We start from the raw sequence: 17,026 nt of genomic DNA, 5'->3' as shown, positions 1-17,026 counted from the left end.
GGCGACGGGTAAGGGGTGACAGACGACGGGTGGCCTGCGACGGCTGACAGCTGTCAGCGAACAGATTTCAGATGACAGAGTTTGAAATCTGTCTGCTGAAACCTGTTGCCGGTTCGCGCATCTCTGTCCGTGCTTCTGTCCGTGCCCCTGTCCGCCCGGCCGTCTGCGCTTCGGCGGTGACCAGTGGCTCGGTGCCACGCGGGGCCGCCGCCACCGCGCGCCACCAGAGCCGCAGCGCCGGCGGGTCGGCGGGTTCGAAGGGCTTGCCGGGGCGGGGCACCACGAGGTGGGCGCCGAGGGTCTGGGCGGCGGTGACGACGCGCTCGGCGGGTTCCTCCCACGGGTGGGTCGCCAGATTGAAGGTGCACCAGTGGATCGGCAGCAGCAGCTCGCCGCCCAGGTCCAGGTGCGCCCGGACGCCCTCCTCGGGGGTCATGTGCACCTCGGGCCAGAACTCGCTGTACGCGCCGACCTGCATCATCGTCGCGTCGAACGGTCCGAGCCGGCGCCCGATCTCCGCGAAGCCCGGGAAGTAACCGGTGTCCCCGCTGTGGAAGATCCGGTGCCCGCCGCCCGCGACCACCCAGGACGCCCACAGGAACAGCGTGCTGGTGCGCGGCCCGCGGCTGCAGTAGTGCCGGGCCGGCGTGGCGGTCAGGGTCAGCCCGGCGACCTCGGCCGACTCCCACCAGTCCAGCTCGACGATCCGCGCCGCCGGCACCCCCCAGTGCTCCAGGTGCGCCCCGACCCCCAGCGGTACGGCGAACGCCGCGCCGCTGCCGATCAGGGCCCGCACGGTGGCCATGTCGAGGTGGTCGTAGTGGTCGTGCGAGACCACCACCACGTCCACCGGCCCGAGTTCGGACAGCGGCAGCGGCACCGGGTGCATCCGCCTGGGCCCGGTCCAGGCGAACGGGGAGCAGCGCTCGCCCCAGACCGGGTCGATCAGGACGCGCCGCCCGCTGATCTCGGCGAGCACCGTGGCGTGCCCGAGCCAGGTGAGCCGCAGCCCGGACTCCGGTGGCGTGGCCAGGTCGACCGGCAGCAGCCGGTGCACCGGCACGGCGGCGGTCGGCGACCGGCGGGTCTTGTCCCCGGTCAGCTGGGCGCGAGCGATCTCCAGCGGGCTCCGCTCGTACACCAGGCGGCGGGTCGGCACCGGGTTGCGGAAGGCTCCGTCGACGAACTGGGGCGAGCGGCGGATCCGCGCCAGCCGCTCGCCCCGGGGCTCGGCCCCGAAGGCGCCGGTCCGGACCCGGTGCCAGGCCGCGCGGGAGAGTCCGGCCAGCCCCGGGACGGCGCGGTCGGCGGATGGCGGGACGAGCTGTGAAGTCAGACCGGCGAGGCGGGAGAACCACGGGACGGGGCGGGGCACGGCTCCTCCAGGGACGGTCACGGCTACCGGGCATGCCGGGGCGCGCACCCAAGGGGCAGATGAGGCCACTGCGGTACGACAACCATCTCGTCGGAGACTACGCGCCGTGCGCCCTCCGGACCTGGTGGAGGGTCCCGCACGGTCCAATCGGCGTACTCGACGCGGGTCGCGGTACCGCGCCGGCGCTACGCGTAGAAGCGGGTGATCGCCTCCGCGACGCAGTGCGGCTTGGCGCTCCGCTCACTCGTGATGGTGAACCGGACCACCGCCTGGACCCCGCCCGGCACCTCGGTGGCCGAGATCAGCTCGGCGGTGGCCCGGATCGCCGTACCCACCGGCACCGGGGCCGGGAAGCGCACCTTGTCCGAGCCGTAGTTCAGTGCCATCCGCACGCCCTCGACGCCGTAGCACTCCTTGGCCAGCACCGGGATCATCGACTGGGTCAGGTAGCCGTGCGCGATGGTCGAGCCGAACTGGCTCTCCTTCGCCCGCTCCGGGTCCACGTGGATCCACTGGTGGTCCCCGGTCGCCTCGGCGAACAGGTCGATCTGCCGCTGGTCGATGGTGTGCCACTCGCTGGTGCCCAGTTCGGTGCCGACGGCGGCGGTCAGTTCGGCGAGGGAGGCGAAGGTCGTCACGGTGCGCTCCTGGAGGGGGACGGGCCCGGCAAGGGGTCAGGACGCCGGAAGCGTATGCCTACCCACCGGTTCCTGTCAGGAGCCGAGGGCGAGAGGACCGACGACGGGGCACTGGCACGAGCGCACCGACGACGAGAGGACCTGCGACGAGCGCACCGACGACGAGAGGACCTGCGACGAGTTCACCGACGAGAGAGGAAGGAGAAGAGGGCTCAGGGCCGCAGCACCGTGCGCCCCAGCGGGCGCGGCCCCCGCGAGCCCTGCCCGGTCGGGAACAGTCGCCGCCCGCTGACCAGCTCCGGCACCAACGCGATGAACAGCGGCTCCGGGTCCCCCACCCACGGCCGCAGCCCGGAGCGCAGCACCCGCCGCACCTGCTCCGGGTCGCTCACCGCGTCGGCCCGCCCGTGCACCAGCACGCTCCATCCGGTGCGGGTGACCGGGTCCAGCAGGTCCGCCTGGAAGGCCACCACCGTGCCGTCAACCCCGCGCGCGGTGGCACTTCCCCGGCGCACGGCGAGCACCAGCCGCCCGTCCAGGACCTCGAAGGAGACCGGCAGGACGGCCGGCAGCGCGTGCTCGGTGTACACCACGCGCCCGACGGGCACGGTGCTGAGCAGCCGCAGGCTCTCGGCCTCGCTCAGGGTCTCCACACGGTCCTCACGCTCCATGCGTCCGATCGTCCTCCGGTCGGTACGCGCGTCGATAGGGCCCATGGTCCCTGAGCGGACGGGCCGGGAGCCCCCTCGGCGGCCGCCCGGAGCGGTAGCCTGCCCGGCGGGTGGAGGAATGGTGGAGGAGGGGGGCGGACGGATGGCCGGCGGGGTCGATCTGGTGGTGATCGGGGCGGACGGCGGGCCGGACCGGGCGTACGGCGGTTCGGCGCGCGCGTCGGAGGGGGCCCGGCTGCTGGCCGAGGTGCTGCCCGGGATGTGCTTCGACACCGGCGCGGCCGGCTGCCGGGTGGTCGGTACGGCGCCGGACGCGGACGCCAACGCGATGCTCACCGCCGTCCGGGACGCGGCCCAGCAGCCGGGCCGCTGGCTGGTGGTCTGCCTGGTCGGCCAGCTGGTCGCCGACCCGCGCGGGCGCCGGCTCGCCCTGGTCACCGGCGGCAGCACCGCCGCCAACGCCTACCGGCGCGGCCTGGCCTGGGACTGGGTGGTCAGCGCGATGGTGCACGGTGACCACGAGGAGGCGCTGCTGCTGGTCGACGCGGTGGCCGACCGGGACACCTGGGCGGCGCTGGAGCGCGGCGGCGAGGACAGCGCGGGTGAACTGCTCAGCTACTCCCGGGTCCCGCTGTGGGGCCGGATCGGCCGCTACAGCCCGGGCAGACGCGGCCGGGACGCCGTACTGCCGGGCGGCGAGGGCTCGTTCAGCCGGGCGCTCACCACCGTCCTGCGCCACGGCGTCCCGGGTGCCCCCGCGGCCGTCGCCCCGCTGGACCTCCAGCCCGCCGTCGCCGGGTTGCTGGACGGGGGAGGGTCGGCCGGTAGTTCGGGTGCGCCGGTCGCGCGCCTGCTCGTTCCGCCGCACGGTGGACGCCTGTTGATGCGCAATCGGGCCGCGGTTCGGGGCGCATTGGCCGGATTGTCGCTTTCCGAAGAACTGTTGGCCGTTCTGTGGCGGGAAAGTGCCCCGACGGAACCGCCTTCCGCGTAAGGTCAGGGGGCCTGAGGTGTTGCCGTGATGGGGTGGGTTGGCGAAGAATCGATCCCCAGCGGAAACACCCGTGGGACGGCGGAATTCTCCTGGCGGCCGTGGATCACGGATCGGCTCGGTCGCGACGAGGTGGGCGATGCGGCAGCGCGGAAATGTGTTGCGCCCTGGGGCGGTTGTGGTCGGTGGGGCGGTTCTGGTGTTGCTGCTCGGTGCTTGTGCGAGCGGTGGTGCCGACGGTTCCGTCGATCGTCTCGGGTCGCCTGCGGCCACTGTTGCGGGAGTGAATCCGTTAACTCCTTCGGGTGGTTCGGTAAACGCCTCGATCGCGCCGACCGACGGCCCGGAAGGGGCCCGGGGACGACTGGCCTTGAGGACGTATCAGGACTGGTGGCAGGCTCAGGCCGAGGCCTTCGGGCGTACGGATTCGGACGGTTCCGCGCTTGAGGCGTACTCCTCCGGGCGGGCCCTGTCCGACACCCTGGTCGGCCTCCGTCAACTCCACGACGCCAAACTGGTGATGACCGGAACGCCGCGGAATTCGGCCGTGGTGAAGACCATCGACCTGAAAGTCGATCCGCAGACCGCCGTGATCGAGGACTGCGTCGACCTCTCGGACTGGCACCGCGTCGATGCCGTCACCCGTACCGCAAAGGAACCGGCCGACCGGTTGAACCGCTATGTCGCGACCGCTTCCCTGCGATGGTTCCAAGCGCACTGGCTGATCTACGACTTCAAGCGGGAGGTGGACCGAACATGCTGAACTCGCGGAAACCGGCCCGGCGATTCGCGGTCGTCGCATCGTTGTCCGCCGGGCTGTTGTTGTCCTCGGCGGTAACGGCGACGGCGGACGAACCACCGGACGCCGGAGCCGAACAATGTGCCCCGAGCGTGATCTGCTCGCACGCGGGCAGCGGAGGAAGTACGTCGACTCCCCGCCCCTCGCAGGGCGGTGGCGGCGACAGTGGGAACAGCGGCCCGCAGCTGTGCAGCTACCACGACGTCCAGTGGGCCTGCTACGACCCGGAGCGCGGCTACTTCAACAGCGACGTCGGTTGCTACTTCCGCCCCCTGGACAAGCAGCCGGCCGAGGGCGATCAGGCCTGGGAGGGGCACAAGCCGTCGGAGGGCACGGTCTACTCCAAGGTCTGCCCGCAGAACGGCGGCGGGCAGGACGGTCTGCAGACCGCGTTCGTGAGCAACGAGCCGGGCGCGACCCCGGTGATCGACCTGACCGTGCAGGCGAAGCTGCTCGCCGACCGGATGGCCTTCCCGGCGCCGAAGGCGAGCGTCGCTCCCAAGGACACCGCCGTGGTGAAGGCGCCGGTCTGGCTCTGGGCCGAGGGCATGGTGGCACCCGAGCCGAGTTCGCTCGCGGTTCCGGGTGCCGCGGTCACCGTCACCGCGCAACTGAACGGCATGACCTGGGACTTCGGCCAGGGGATGGTGCTGGACTGCGCTACGGCCGGGACGCCGTACGACCCCAAGTACGGGGACGCGAAATCCCCCGACTGCGGCTACGAGTTCGCGGTCGGCTCGGGCACCCGGCAGGGGGGTGTCTTCACCGGCACGGTGACGGCGCACTGGCGGGCCCATGTGGTGATCACCGGGCCGAACGCGAAGACCTTCGACATCGACATGCCGCGCGGATCGGACTTCGCGCTCAAGGTCGCCGAGGTGCAGGTCCTCAACTGACCGCGCCACGGCGGCCGTTCGGCCACTGATCAGTCAGACAGCGAACGAGGGAAGGGCGGAACCCGGTGGAGAACCGTACATTCGCGACGCCGGGATCCGGCACGACCGCAGGTGCCGCGGTGTCCGTGGCGGTGTCGGAACAGCCGGGCCAGGAGCAGCAGGGCCGCGGCGCGGGCCGCGGCCGGGGGCGGGCGGTGCCGCACGCGCCCGGGCGGACCATGCGGGCCCGGCGGCGGCGCCCGGCGGTGCTGGCGATGGCGGTCGCGCTGATCGCGGCCGGCGGGCTGGGCGGCGCCGCCCTCTACAACAGCACCGGGCAGCGGGTCGCGGTGCTGGCGCTGGCCCGGGACGTGCCCTGGGGGCAGGTGATCACCGAGGACGACCTGGTGGTGGCCCGGATCGCGGGCGATCCGGCGCTGCGGCCGGTGTCCGCCCAGGACCGGGGCAAGGCGGTCGGCATGCGGGCCGCCACCGACCTCAAGCGCGGGGCCATGCTGACCGGTTCCGATCTGGCGCAGGGACTGTCGGTGCAGCCGGGGCAGATCGTGGTCGGGGTGTCGGCCAAGCGCAGCCAGCTGCCCGCCAGTCGGCTCCAGCCCGGGGTGCAGATCGTCGTGGTCAACACCCCCGACAACGGCCGGGCCGACTCGCTGCCCGCGACGGTCATCACGGTCGGCCGGGTGGACACCGACGGCAGCCAGGTGATCGATGTGGCGGTCGGCTCGGCGGACGGGCCGCGGCTCGCGCAGTGGGTGGCCGGCGGGCGGATCCAGGTGCTGCTGGCGCCGCGCGCCGTCCCGAGCGGCACCGGGGCTGCGGCGGCCCCCTCGGGCGCTCCGTCGGGCGCTCCGTCGGCGGCCCCCACCGGCGCACCCTCCTCCGGCGCGGCCACCGCACCCGCGACCCCGGCCGGAACGGGTGCCCCGGCCGGAACGGGCGGCGCCTGATGGCGGTGATCGCGGTGGTCGGCGGTCCGGGCGCGCCCGGCGCGACCACGACCGCCCTGGCGCTGCTGCTGGCCTGGCCGCTGCCGCCCGGTCGGCGGATCCTGCTGGTCGAGGCCGACCCGGACGGCGGCGCGGTGCTCGCGGGCGCCCTGGAGGGCCGGGTCGAGGCGGTGTACGGGCTGCGCAACCTCGCCGTCGCCGACCGCCGCGGGCTGCTCGCCCAGACCATCTGGGAGCAGCTGATCGACCTCTCGCCCGAGGGCGACGCCGAGCGGCTGCTGCTGCCCGGCCTGACCGACCCGGCCCAGGCGCCCGGCCTCGCCTACACCTGGGAGCCGCTCGCCGAACTGCTGCACGGCATCGAGCAGCAGGGCTACGACGTCATCGTGGACCTCGGCCGCTCCGGCGCCACCGGGACGAGCGCGGTGCTGGCCCGCCGCGCGGACGTGGTGGCGGTGACGGTCCGCACCACGCTGCGCGGGCTGAGCGCGTCCCGCCCCCGGCTCGCCGCCCTCGCCGAGGACCTGGCCGCCGGCGGGACCGGGGCGGACGCGCTCGGGCTGCTGCTGGTCGCCGAGGGGCCGTACCCGGGGGCGGAGGTGTCCCGCGAGCTCGGGCTGCCGGTGCTCGGGGTGCTGCCGCACGCCGCCCGTACCGCGCGGGTGCTCTCCGACGGCGGGGACACCACCGACCGGCGGTTCATCCGCTCGGAGCTGATGCGCACGGCCCGTTCGGCCGCCGACGAGGTGCAGCTGCTGATCCGCCGGCGGCGGCAGCGGCTCGCGCCGACGGCCGCGCCGACGCCCACGCCCGCCCAGCTCGCGGCGCCGAACCCGGCCGCGCCGAGCCCGGCCGCCGTACCGGTGCCCGCCCCGGGGCCGGTTCCGGGGCCCGTGGTGGCGTCGGTGCCGCCGATGTCGCCGATGTCTCCGACGGCTCCGGTGTCCGCCCCGCCTTCGTACGGGCAGCAACCGTACGGACAGCAGCCGTACGGCCAGACGCCGTACCGGGAGTCGGCCTACGCGGAGTCGGCCTACGGGCCGGGAGAGGGGGAGCAGCCCTCGTACACCCCGCCGGTGATCACCACCGGCCCGGTCGCGCCGCTGGCCGGGCTGGCGCCGCAGCCGGCCGCGCCGGCGCCGTTCCCGGCGCACGTCCAGTCTCCGCGACCGGCCGAGGAGGACGAGCAGTACCCGCTCCAGCAACCCATGGTGAATGACCGCCAGACAGACGCGCGCCCGTATCCGCACACCCCCGGGGAGGTGCTCCGTGCGCGGTAGTCCCCTGCACCAGCGCCCGACGGCCGACCCGGCCGCTCTGCCCTGGTCGACGCCCACGCCCACGCCCACACCCACGCCCGCGCCTACACCCACGCCTACGCCTACGCCCGCGTCCGTGCCGGCCGCCGCGCCGCCGCAGCCCGCGCAGGCGTACCAGCCCGGCCCGGTCGCGCCCCAACCCGCCGCCCCGGCCCCCGGAGGCGGCGCCGGGCCCACCGCCGTACCCTCCCAGCTGCCCTCGCTGGACCTGCGCGGCGCCGCCACCCGGCCGGCCGTCGACCCGCAGGTCGCGCGCGAGCTCAAGCGCCAGGTCGCGGCCGAACTGCACCAGCAGCTCTCCCGGTTGACCGCCGGCTCCGGCGCCGAGCCGGACCGCGCCACCCGCCGTCAGCGCGGCCGCGCGCTGATCGAGGAGGCGGTCGCCCGCTGGTCCGACGCCTACGCGCAGACCCACGGCATCCCGCCCACCCGGGAGCAGGACCGCGCCCTCGCCGAGGCCGTCTTCGACCTGCTGTTCCGGGCCGGTCGGCTCCAGCCCTACCTGGACGACCCGGAGATCGAGAACATCCTGATCAACGGCTGCGACGACGTCTGGGTCTCCAAGGTGCACCAACCCCTGCGCCAGGTCCCGCCGGTGGCCGACAGCGACGCCGAACTCGTCGAGCTGCTCCAGGATCTGGCCCGCCAGCACGGCGGCGGCGAGCGCAGCCTGTCCACTGCCAGCCCGACCCTCGCGCTGCGTCTGGAGGGCGGTATGCGTCTGCAGGCGCTCACCGAGGTGACGCCCCGCCCGTACGTGGCGGTCCGACGCCACCGGGTGGCCTCGGCGACGCTGCCGGAGATGGTCGAACTGGGCACCCTGGACAGCACCTTGGCCGCCTTCCTGGCCGCCGCGATCCGGGCCCGGAAGAACGTGATGATCACCGGCACCCAGGGCGTCGGCAAGACCAGCCTGCTGCGCGCGATGGCCGCCGAGATCCCGCCGGACGAGCGGATCGGCACCCTGGAGTCGGAGTTCGAGCTCTGGCTGCACACCCTCGGCCACCTGCGCCAGGTCGTCCCGATGGAGTCCCGCGAGGGCAACGGCGAACGCGTCGATGGCCGCCTGGCGGGTGAGTTGACGATCGGCGACCTCATCCCCGCCGCGCTGCGGATGACCCTCTCCCGGATCATCGTCGGCGAGGTCCGCTCCGGCGAGGTCGTCCCGATGCTGCGGGTCATGACCAACGGCGAGGGCGGCTCGATGTGCACCCTGCACGCCCGCGGCCCGCACATGGTGGTCGACCGCATCGCCGAACTCTGCCTGGAGTACGGCTCGCACATGACCGACGCCCTCGCCTATCGGCTCACCGCCAACGCCCTGGACCTCATCGTGCACGTCACCATGGTCGACGAGACCGCCGTCGGCGGCCGCCGGCACCGCTTCGTCTCCCACGTCCTGGAGGTCACCGGCCTCGGCGAGAGCGGCCGGCCCGCGCTGAACACCGTCTTCGGCCCCCGGCCGGACCTCGGCGAGCCGCGCGCCGTCCCGCACACCCCACCGCAGTGCCTGGACGACCTGCGCCGGGCCGGCTTCGACGCCTCGCTGCTCGGCTCCCGGTACGGGAGTTGGGCCACCCCGCTACAGCTGCGGATCGGCGGTGGCGCGCGGTGATGCTGCTGTTCGCCCTGTGCGGGCTGGCGGTCGCGGGCGGCCTGGTCGCCCTGGTGGCCTGGGCCTGCGGCAGCGAGCCGGCCGACGAGGACGAACCGGACCGCCCGGGCAACCCGCTGGCCGGCCGGGCGCACGTCTTCTGGTACGGCGCCCCCGGCGCGGCCTCGCTGCGGATGGTGCGGCTGCGCCGGATCCAACTGCCGCTGGCGCTCGTCGGCGCCCCGCTGGCCTGGCTGTTCACCCGCATCCCGCTGACCGCGCTGCTGGTGCCGCTGGCCGTCTTCGGCCTGCCGTGGTTGTTCGACACCACCCGGCCGGACACCCACCGGATCGAACGCCTGGAAGCGCTGTCCGAGTGGACCCAGCGGATCGCCGACGTGCTGCTGCTCGGCGTCGGCCTCAACCAGGCCATCGTCACCAGCCGCCGCACCGCCCCAGCGGCCCTGGAGGACGAGATCGGCGAGCTGGCCGCCCGGCTGCAGGCCCGCTGGCGGCCCGAGGAGGCACTGCGGGCCTTCGCCGACAGCCTGGCCGACGCCACCGCCGACAAGGTACTCGCCGCCCTCGTGCTGCGCGCCGGGGACAGCGGCCCGGGCCTGGCCCGGACGCTCTCCGACATGGCCGACTCGGTGCGCGAGGAGGTCCGCCAGCGCCGCACCATCGAGGCCGACCGGGCCAAGCACCGCACCACCATCCGCTGGCTGGTCGGCATCATCGTGCTGGTCGTCACGGTCGGCTCCTTCAACACCGAGTACACCCGCCCGTACGGGACCTTCCTCGGGCAGATCGTGCTCGCCGTGGTCGCCGCCCTGTTCGTCGCGATCATCGCCTGGATGCGGGCGCTGGCCTCGCACCCGCCGGTGCCCCGGCTGCTCACGCCGGACCGGCGCAGCAAGGGCGGGCGCGGCAAGGACGAGCCCGGCCAGGAGCCCGCCGAGCAGCTCGGGGAGGTCCGGTGATCTCCCCCTGGTCCGTGCTGGCCGGCGCCGCCGCGGCCGGCGGCATCGCCCTGCTGATCGCCGAACTGCGGCCCGCGCCACCGGACCTGCGTCAGGCGCTGGACCGGCTGCACCGCGCCCCGGCCGACCGGCCGCAGGACCCGGACGAGCGGGTGCCCTGGTACGACCGGATCGGCGAGCGCTCGCTCACCCTGCGCGGGGTCTCGGTCCCTCGCCGCGAACTCGCCCTGATCGGCCGCACCCCGGCCCGGTTCATGGTGCACAAGCTGTTGTTCGCCGCGCTCGGGCTGATGCTGCCCGCCTACCTGGGCGCCATGGCCGCGCTGATGGACGTCGGCCTGCCCTTCGCCCTGCCGCTGGTCGCCGGACCGCTGCTGGCCGGGCTGCTCTTCTTCGTCCCGGACGCGATCGTGCGCGGCGAGGCCAAGGAGGCGCGCACCGAGTACCTGCACGGCATCGCCGCCTACCTGGAACTCGTCGCCCTGGAGCGGGCCGCCGACTGCGGCCCCGCCGAGGCACTGCGCCGGGCCGCCTCGGTCGGACAGGGCGCGGTGTTCCGGCGGATCCGCGACGCGCTGGAGCGCGCCGCCACCGACCGCCTCCCGCCCTGGGCCGGACTCGACGCGCTGGCCGGGGAGTTGGGACTCAGCCCGCTCCAGGACGTGGCCGACATCATGCGGCTGTCCGGCACCGACGGCGCGGCCGTGTACGACACCCTGCGGGCCCGGGCCAAGGGCCTGCGCGGCGAGCTGCTGGCCGAGGACCTCGCCCGCGCCAACGCCGACAGTGAACGGATGGTCGCGCCCGGGGCTGCCCTGACCCTGCTGATGACCGTCCTGATCGTCTTTCCCGCGCTCCACCAGATGCTCAACTGACGCCCGTCCCAGAGCAGCTGACACCACACCACACCCTGGGAGACCCCCGATGTCCGTACGACTCGCTCAGCTGGCCGGCCGGGTGCTGCGGCCCGTCCTGCTGCCCGTGCAGTTCGCCCTGCTGCTGTTCACGCTCAGACTGGGCCGGCTGCGCGCCGCCCGCGCGCGCGGCGACCGGGGCGCCATCAGCATCGAACTCGCCCTCGCCATCATCGCGTTGGTGTTCGTCGCGGGCGCCGTCGCGACCGCGCTGTACCTGCTGAAGGACAAGGTGGTCACCAAGGTCGAGCAGGATCCGAACATGCCCGGCGGCGCCGGCGGCGCGGGCGGCGCCTCCAAGTGATCCGAATGCCTCGCCGCCGCGGCGACCGGGGGTCGATGAGCGTCAGTCTCGCCATCGTCTTCCCGGTCGTCCTGCTGCTCGTCCTGCTCGTCGTCCAGGCCTCGCTGTGGTGGTACGACCGCCAGGTCGCGCTCAGCGCCGCCCGCGAGGGCGTGGACGCCGGGCGGGTACAGGGGAACGCGACGGACGAGGCGAAGGACGAGGCCGCCCGGCGGCAGGCCCGGGACTTCCTGGACCGGCAGGGCGTCCACGGGTACCAGGTGGTCACGGACGGCAGCACGTCCGAGCGGATCAAGGTCACCGTGGAGCTGACGCCCCCGCTGTTGATACCCGGGCTCACGGGGCCCAGCATCCGGCAGTACGCCGAGGCGCCGCGTGAGCGCTTCGTCCCGCCGGTGGTGGCGAAGTGAGCACTCGTGCCGTGGCGGCGCGCGGCGGCGCCGGGCGGCGGGGGCCGCGGTGGCGCCCGCGACGGCGGGACCGGGGCGGGATCGCGATCGAGGCGGCGATCGTGGTGCCGGGCGTGGTCGCACTGGTCCTGCTGGCGATCGCCGCCGGCCGGGTGCAGACCGCGGCCGGCACGGTCGAGGCCGCCGCCCGTGCCGGGGCCCGGACGGCCTCGCTGCAGCGCAGCGTCGCCGGGATGGACAAGCCGGCCAGGGACTCCGCCCTCGAAACGCTGCGCCAGCAGGGCGTCTCCTGCCGGAACAGCGACGTCCAGCTGGACCAGGGCGAGTTGCAGCTGGCGGACGGCCCGGTCGCCACCGTCAAGGTCACCGTGGTCTGCGACGTCGAACTCGCCGACCTGCTCGGCGGACCCTCCGGCGTGCCCGTGACGAAGCACCTCGTCGGGGAGTTCACCTCCGTGGTGGACCGCTACCGCGGCACATGACGGCGGCGCGGGCCGTGACGGGCGGTCGGGGGATTGGGGACGGCCCGTGCGGGGGAGACGCAAGCGGAGAGCGCTCGGGGGATGACGCAACGGAACCGAGTGGCGCCCGGCGGGGGCCGGTGGGGAGACATCGTGCGGATCGGGGGGAGGGGGTGCCAGTGCTGAGCGGCCTGCGGCGTCGACGGCTTCACCGGGTCTACCGGGATCGCCGGGTTCATCGCGATCGCCGGGTTCCCCCGGGCCTTCGCCGGTCCGACCGGGGCGCGGTCGCCCTCTTCGTGGCGATCTGCGCGGCCTACCTGGTGCTCGTCATCGCCCTGGTGATCGACGCCGGCGGCCGACTGCGGGTCGCCGAGCGCACCGACGCGTACGCCCAGGAGGCCGCGCGGGTCGGAGGCCAGCAGCTCGACCAGGCGGCCGTGCTGCAGGGCAAGGGCTTCAAGGTCCGGCAGGACTACGTCAAGCAGGCCGCCGACGCCTACCTCGGGCTGTACGGGCTGCACGCCGACGGCGTCGAGTTCTCCGGTGACGGCAGGGTCGTCACCGTCACCGTGCGGGCCGACTACCGGCCGGTCCTGCTGGGCGCCCTCGGGCAGCGGAAGGTAACGGGCAAGGGCAGTGCGACCCTCGTCCACGGAGTCGAGAAAGCGGAGACCGACTGATGGCCGCGCCACGTGCCAAGGACCAGGCCCGAACCACCCCGGCCCGTACCGGCCGGACCGGGACCGGGCCGGGGAACGACCGGGATCGAACCGCGAGGGGTCGGAGTCGAAGCGCGCACCGGGCCGGACGCGGCCGCGGCGGCGCGCTGATCACCGCACTCGCCGCGCTGGTCACCCTGCTCGCCCTGCTGTTCGGCGTCCCCGCGCTACTGCTGTACGGCACCCACGCGGTCGCCTCGATGGGCGAGGTCGCCCCGGGCGGTGTGGGCGAGGCGCTCACCAGTCCGGACGACGGGCGGCTGTTCCTCTGGCTGCTGGTGGTGGTCGGGTGGCTGGCCTGGGCGTGCTTCGCGCTCTCCGTCCTGCTGGAGATCCCGGCCCAGCTGCGCGGCCGGATCGCCCGGCGGATCCCGGCCTTCGGCTGGAGCCAGCGGCTCGCCGCCGGCCTGGTCGGCTCGGTGCTCGCGCTGCTGCCGGTGGCCGGTTCGGCCTTCGCCGCGGTGCCGGAGCTGGCCCACCACCCAGTGGCCCAGGCACAGTTGACCCCCGGCGTGCAGCGGGCCGCGCTGCCCGCCGCCCAGTCCGCGCCCGCGCTGAGCCCGGCGGCCGAGCAGCACCCCACGTACACCGTCCGGGACAGCCGGCCGGCGGACAGCCTGTGGTCCATCGCGGAGCGCCAACTGGGCTCCGGCGAGCGGTGGGTGGAGATCGCCAAGCTCAACGACGGCCGGGTGATGGACGATTCGGGCGTCCGCTTCGACGCGGACCGGCCGATCCAGCCCGGCTGGGAGCTGCTGATGCCGACGGACGCCAAGGCGGACGAGGCGAAGGCGCCCGCGCAGGCCCCGGCTCAGGCCCCCGCTCCGGCTGCCGGTCAGACGCAGGCCCCGGCTTCCGCGCAGTCGCCGCAGGCCGGGACGGAGCCGGGCGCGGCCGGGCAGAAGACCGTGACCGTCCAGGCCGGGGACAGCCTGTCGGCCATCGCCCAGCGGGAGTTGGGGGACGGTAATGCCTGGTCGAAGCTCTTCGAGGCCAACAAGGGGGTGCAGGCGCCGGACGGGGAACGGCTGACCGACCCGGACGTACTGGAGCCCGGGACGGTGCTCACGGTGCCGGGGGCGGCCGCCCGGACGCCCGCTCCGGCGCCCGCTCCCGAGCAGACGCCGGCGCCGGAGCAGACGCCCGCGCCCGCCCCGACGCAGGCCGCCCCGACGCCGGCCGCGCCCACGCCGGGCGCGTCGCAGTCGGCCCCGGCCGCCCAGAGGCCGGCGCCCGCCCACACACCCGCCCCCACCCACACGCCCGCCCCCGCCGCGCACGCCGACCCGGCGTCCGACGGCGACTACAGCGTCGCCCTGGCCGCCTCGACCGTCGGCGTCCTGCTCGCCGCCATGATGGTCGGCACCGTCGCCTACAAGCGCGGCACCCAGCTGCGCGCCCGCCGCCCCCTGCACCGCATCGCGATGCCCGCCGCCGAGGCGGCCGCGTTCGAGAACGAGCTGATCGTCCGGCAGGACCAGGCCGGGCTAGAACTGCTGGACCGCGCCCTACGCACCCTGGCCCGCAACACCGTGCGCGGCGGCAAGCGGCTGCCGGCCATCGTCGCGGCCCGGATCACCCCCGGCCACACCATCGAGCTGCACCTGTCCGGACCGGCCACGCCGATCGCGCCGTTCCGCGCCGCGCACGCCGCCAACGTCTGGTGGTGCGGCGAGGAGTCCGGCGACCTGCTGAGCGCGGCCCAGGCCCGCAAGACCGCCGCGCCCTACCCGGCGCTGGTCACCCTCGGCACCTCGCCCGACGGCTCGGTGGTCCTCGCCGACCTGGAGGCCGTCCGGCTGCTCCACCTCTCCGGACACCCCGACGACGCCCGCGACGTCCTGCGCACCCTGGCCATCGAACTGGCCCACAGCCCGCTGGCCGACCGGCTCCACCTGCACCTGGTGGACCTCGCCGAGGAGGTGCCGATCAGCGGCCCGGCCGCCGAGCGCGTCCACCGCCACCCCACCCTGGAGGCCGCGCTGGCCGCCCTCGGCCCGCGCACCGCCAAGGCCCGTGCCACCCTGATCGCCGCCGAGGCCGCCAGCCCGCGCGAGGCCCGCGGCCGGGGGCGGGCGGACGAGTCCTGGGTGCCCGAGATCGTGCTCTGCGCCCAGCAGCCCGGCGGCGGTACCCCCGCCGAGCTCGGCCGTCTCCTGGACGCCCGTCCGCGCACCTGCGTCGCCGTCATCACCCTCGCCCCCGAGCGCGGCACCGGCCCGGTGGCCCGCTGGACCCTGCCCTCCACCGGCCAGGCCGCCATCCCCGGCCTGCACCTGACCGTCGAACTCCAGCGGCTCGACGGACAGCAGTACGACCAGATCGCCGAACTCCTCCGGGCCGCCGACGACGCCACCCAGCACCCGGCGCCCGCCTGGACCCTGGACGGTCCCGGCCTCGACCCGGATCCGGACGACGACCCGGACACCGCCGAACTGCCGCCCGTCGTACCGGTGCTGGCCGTCGTCGGCGCTCCGGCGGCGGAGGCCGGGGAGCCCGGGGAGGGTGCGGACACGGCTGCCGGGCCCCGGCTGCTGACCCGGGTCATCGGCACCGGCGTCAGCCCGTTCGCGGGCACCGACCCGGCGACGCCCGCCCCCGCTCCGGTCCCGGCCCCCACACCGGTCGGCCCGGCGAGGTTCGCCGTCAACGGGCAGGGACGGCAGGCGGCGACCGAGACCGGGAAGGCCGCCACGGAGACCGGGCAGGGCGCCGCCGAGGCCGGGCAGGCCGCCGATGAGACCACCCGCGACCTGCGGCTGCCGGGCGAGCCGGTCGGGGCCACGGACGCCCCGGTGGACACGGCCGAGGCTGCTGAGGTGATGCCGGCCGACGCCCCGGCGGTCGTCCAGCCCGTCCAGCCCGTGGCGCCGCAGTCGGCCGCCGTGCCCGTCCTCGTGCCCGCTCGGACGCCTGCCGATCCTGCCCCGGCGCCCGCCGAGCCCGTCCCCGTGCCCGCCGAGCCCGTCCCCGTGCCCGCCGAGCCCGTGCCCGCCGAGCCCGCCCCGACGCACCAGAGCGCGCCCGCGCCCACCGGTGTCGACCCGCGCGTGCCGTCCCGGCCGGAGCCCGGCTCCGTCGCGGAGCGCGCGGCCGACACCGAGGAGCGGGTGGAGCCGGAGGTGGAGCCCGGACCGGCCGCGGTCGCGCCGGTCGCCCGGACCACCCCCGGCCGTAGCGACAGCGACGACCTGCTCGCCATCCTCCGCTCCCCGGAGGCGCACACCCCACGCAACGCCCCCCGGATCCGGCTGCTCGGCCCGATCGACGTGGCCGGCACCTTCGGCACCGTCGAACCCGGCGCGCTGTCCCGGCTGACCGAGCTCGCCGTCTACCTCGCGCTGCGCCCCGGTTCCGACCACCACGCGCTCGACCACGACCTGCACCCCGGCGCGGCGCACCTGGACCCGCATCCCACGGCCGCCGACGCCAAGAGCCCGCTCCCGGCCAAACTCGCCGACCTGGCGGCCTGGTTCGGCACGTCCGGGGAGGGCCGCGCCTACCTGTCCACCGCGGCCACCGACGGCTACGCGTTCGCCCCGGCCGTCACCTGCGACTGGGACGAGTTCCGCAGCCTCTACCGGCGCGGCATGCGCAGCACCAGCGCCACCGCCGACGCCGCCCTCGCCCACGCCCTGGCCCTGGTCCGCGGAGCCCCGTTCGCCGAGGCCCCGCCCGCCTCCTACGGCTGGGCCGAGGCCGAGCGCCAGGACATGATCGCCGCCATCGTCGACACCGCCCACGAACTCGCCGCCCGACGCCTCCAGTACGGCGACCACCGCAGCGCCGAGGCCGCCGTCTTCCGCGGCCTCGCCGTCGCCCCGGACGTCGAGCTGCTGCACCGGGACCTCTTCTACGCCTACGCCTCGGCCGGCGCCCGGGACCAACTCCTGCGCGCCGTCAACCGCCTGGACGCCCTGAGCCGCCGCACCGGCCGCGACCTGGACGCCGACACGGTCGCCCTGCTGCGTGACCTGCTGGCCGGCTCCTGAGGAACTCAGCCCC

Annotated in this window: 16 protein-coding genes; 13 read left to right on the top strand and 3 right to left on the bottom strand. The window is 75.1% G+C overall.

Annotated features, from left to right (window positions below; genetic code table 11):
• Nucleotides 1-67: 67 nt before the first annotated feature.
• The 3 genes from ACFVWU_RS04690 to ACFVWU_RS04680 all read right to left on the bottom strand — a co-directional run bounded on the left by ACFVWU_RS04690 (nucleotide 68) and on the right by ACFVWU_RS04680 (nucleotide 2,684).
• Nucleotides 68-1,288: an MBL fold metallo-hydrolase gene (locus ACFVWU_RS04690; RefSeq protein WP_387615590.1), complete on the bottom strand. Its 1,221-nt coding sequence runs from the start codon at nucleotides 1,286-1,288 to the stop codon at nucleotides 68-70.
• A 272-nt stretch (nucleotides 1,289-1,560) separates the two neighbouring features.
• Entirely contained in the window at nucleotides 1,561-2,013 is a 453-nt protein-coding gene (locus ACFVWU_RS04685) for a MaoC family dehydratase (protein ID WP_380614796.1), read from the bottom strand.
• 212 nt (nucleotides 2,014-2,225) lie between these two features.
• Nucleotides 2,226-2,684: a pyridoxamine 5'-phosphate oxidase family protein gene (locus ACFVWU_RS04680; RefSeq protein ID WP_387615519.1), complete on the bottom strand. Its 459-nt coding sequence runs from the start codon at nucleotides 2,682-2,684 to the stop codon at nucleotides 2,226-2,228.
• A 118-nt stretch (nucleotides 2,685-2,802) separates the two neighbouring features.
• Here ACFVWU_RS04680 and ACFVWU_RS04675 point away from each other — a divergent pair, with 118 nt between their 5' ends.
• From ACFVWU_RS04675 to ACFVWU_RS04615, 13 genes are all read left to right on the top strand, one after another.
• Nucleotides 2,803-3,678 (top strand): hypothetical protein, encoded by an 876-nt coding sequence (locus ACFVWU_RS04675; RefSeq protein ID WP_387615517.1) that lies wholly within the window; start codon nucleotides 2,803-2,805, stop codon nucleotides 3,676-3,678.
• A 136-nt stretch (nucleotides 3,679-3,814) separates the two neighbouring features.
• Nucleotides 3,815-4,438, top strand: a complete 624-nt coding sequence (locus ACFVWU_RS04670; protein WP_387615514.1) for a hypothetical protein — start codon at nucleotides 3,815-3,817, stop codon at nucleotides 4,436-4,438.
• Nucleotides 4,439-4,566: 128 nt separating this feature from the next.
• Nucleotides 4,567-5,370 carry a hypothetical protein gene (locus tag ACFVWU_RS04665; protein ID WP_387615512.1) on the top strand — a complete coding sequence of 268 codons (804 nt, stop codon included), beginning with the start codon at nucleotides 4,567-4,569 and terminating at the stop codon, nucleotides 5,368-5,370.
• Between the two features lie 125 nt (nucleotides 5,371-5,495).
• A complete protein-coding gene (locus ACFVWU_RS04660) occupies nucleotides 5,496-6,317 on the top strand; it encodes an SAF domain-containing protein (protein WP_387615510.1) in 822 nt (273 codons plus the stop codon).
• A complete protein-coding gene (locus tag ACFVWU_RS04655) occupies nucleotides 6,317-7,597 on the top strand; it encodes a hypothetical protein (RefSeq protein ID WP_387615507.1) in 1,281 nt (426 codons plus the stop codon). The genes ACFVWU_RS04660 and ACFVWU_RS04655 overlap by 1 nt, the downstream gene beginning before the upstream one ends.
• A gap of 115 nt (nucleotides 7,598-7,712) precedes the next feature.
• Entirely contained in the window at nucleotides 7,713-9,251 is a 1,539-nt protein-coding gene (locus ACFVWU_RS04650) for a CpaF family protein (protein WP_387615505.1), read from the top strand.
• A complete protein-coding gene (locus tag ACFVWU_RS04645; RefSeq protein ID WP_387615502.1) occupies nucleotides 9,251-10,210 on the top strand; it encodes a type II secretion system F family protein in 960 nt (319 codons plus the stop codon). Before ACFVWU_RS04650 ends, ACFVWU_RS04645 begins: the two co-directional genes overlap by 1 nt.
• Nucleotides 10,207-11,085: a hypothetical protein gene (locus ACFVWU_RS04640; protein WP_387615500.1), complete on the top strand. Its 879-nt coding sequence runs from the start codon at nucleotides 10,207-10,209 to the stop codon at nucleotides 11,083-11,085. Before ACFVWU_RS04645 ends, ACFVWU_RS04640 begins: the two co-directional genes overlap by 4 nt.
• A 49-nt stretch (nucleotides 11,086-11,134) precedes the next feature.
• Nucleotides 11,135-11,428: a hypothetical protein gene (locus ACFVWU_RS04635; RefSeq protein ID WP_387615497.1), complete on the top strand. Its 294-nt coding sequence runs from the start codon at nucleotides 11,135-11,137 to the stop codon at nucleotides 11,426-11,428.
• Between the two features lie 35 nt (nucleotides 11,429-11,463).
• Nucleotides 11,464-11,838: a TadE/TadG family type IV pilus assembly protein gene (locus ACFVWU_RS04630; RefSeq protein WP_387615494.1), complete on the top strand. Its 375-nt coding sequence runs from the start codon at nucleotides 11,464-11,466 to the stop codon at nucleotides 11,836-11,838.
• Nucleotides 11,835-12,320 carry a TadE/TadG family type IV pilus assembly protein gene (locus tag ACFVWU_RS04625; protein ID WP_387615491.1) on the top strand — a complete coding sequence of 162 codons (486 nt, stop codon included), beginning with the start codon at nucleotides 11,835-11,837 and terminating at the stop codon, nucleotides 12,318-12,320. The genes ACFVWU_RS04630 and ACFVWU_RS04625 overlap by 4 nt, the downstream gene beginning before the upstream one ends.
• 278 nt (nucleotides 12,321-12,598) lie before the next feature.
• On the top strand, nucleotides 12,599-12,982 hold the full coding sequence (locus ACFVWU_RS04620) for a hypothetical protein (RefSeq protein WP_387615489.1): 384 nt from the start codon (nucleotides 12,599-12,601) through the stop codon (nucleotides 12,980-12,982).
• Complete coding sequence (locus tag ACFVWU_RS04615; protein WP_387615486.1) at nucleotides 12,982-17,013, top strand: LysM peptidoglycan-binding domain-containing protein; 4,032 nt, start codon at nucleotides 12,982-12,984, stop codon at nucleotides 17,011-17,013. The genes ACFVWU_RS04620 and ACFVWU_RS04615 overlap by 1 nt, the downstream gene beginning before the upstream one ends.
• Nucleotides 17,014-17,026: the final 13 nt, after the last annotated feature.

It is taken from the genome of Kitasatospora sp. NPDC058190 (assembly GCF_042883685.1).
Classification (GTDB): Bacteria; Actinomycetota; Actinomycetes; order Streptomycetales; family Streptomycetaceae; genus Kitasatospora.
The sequence above is the reverse complement of the archived record's forward strand: the minus strand, read 5'-3'. Positions and strand labels throughout refer to the sequence as shown.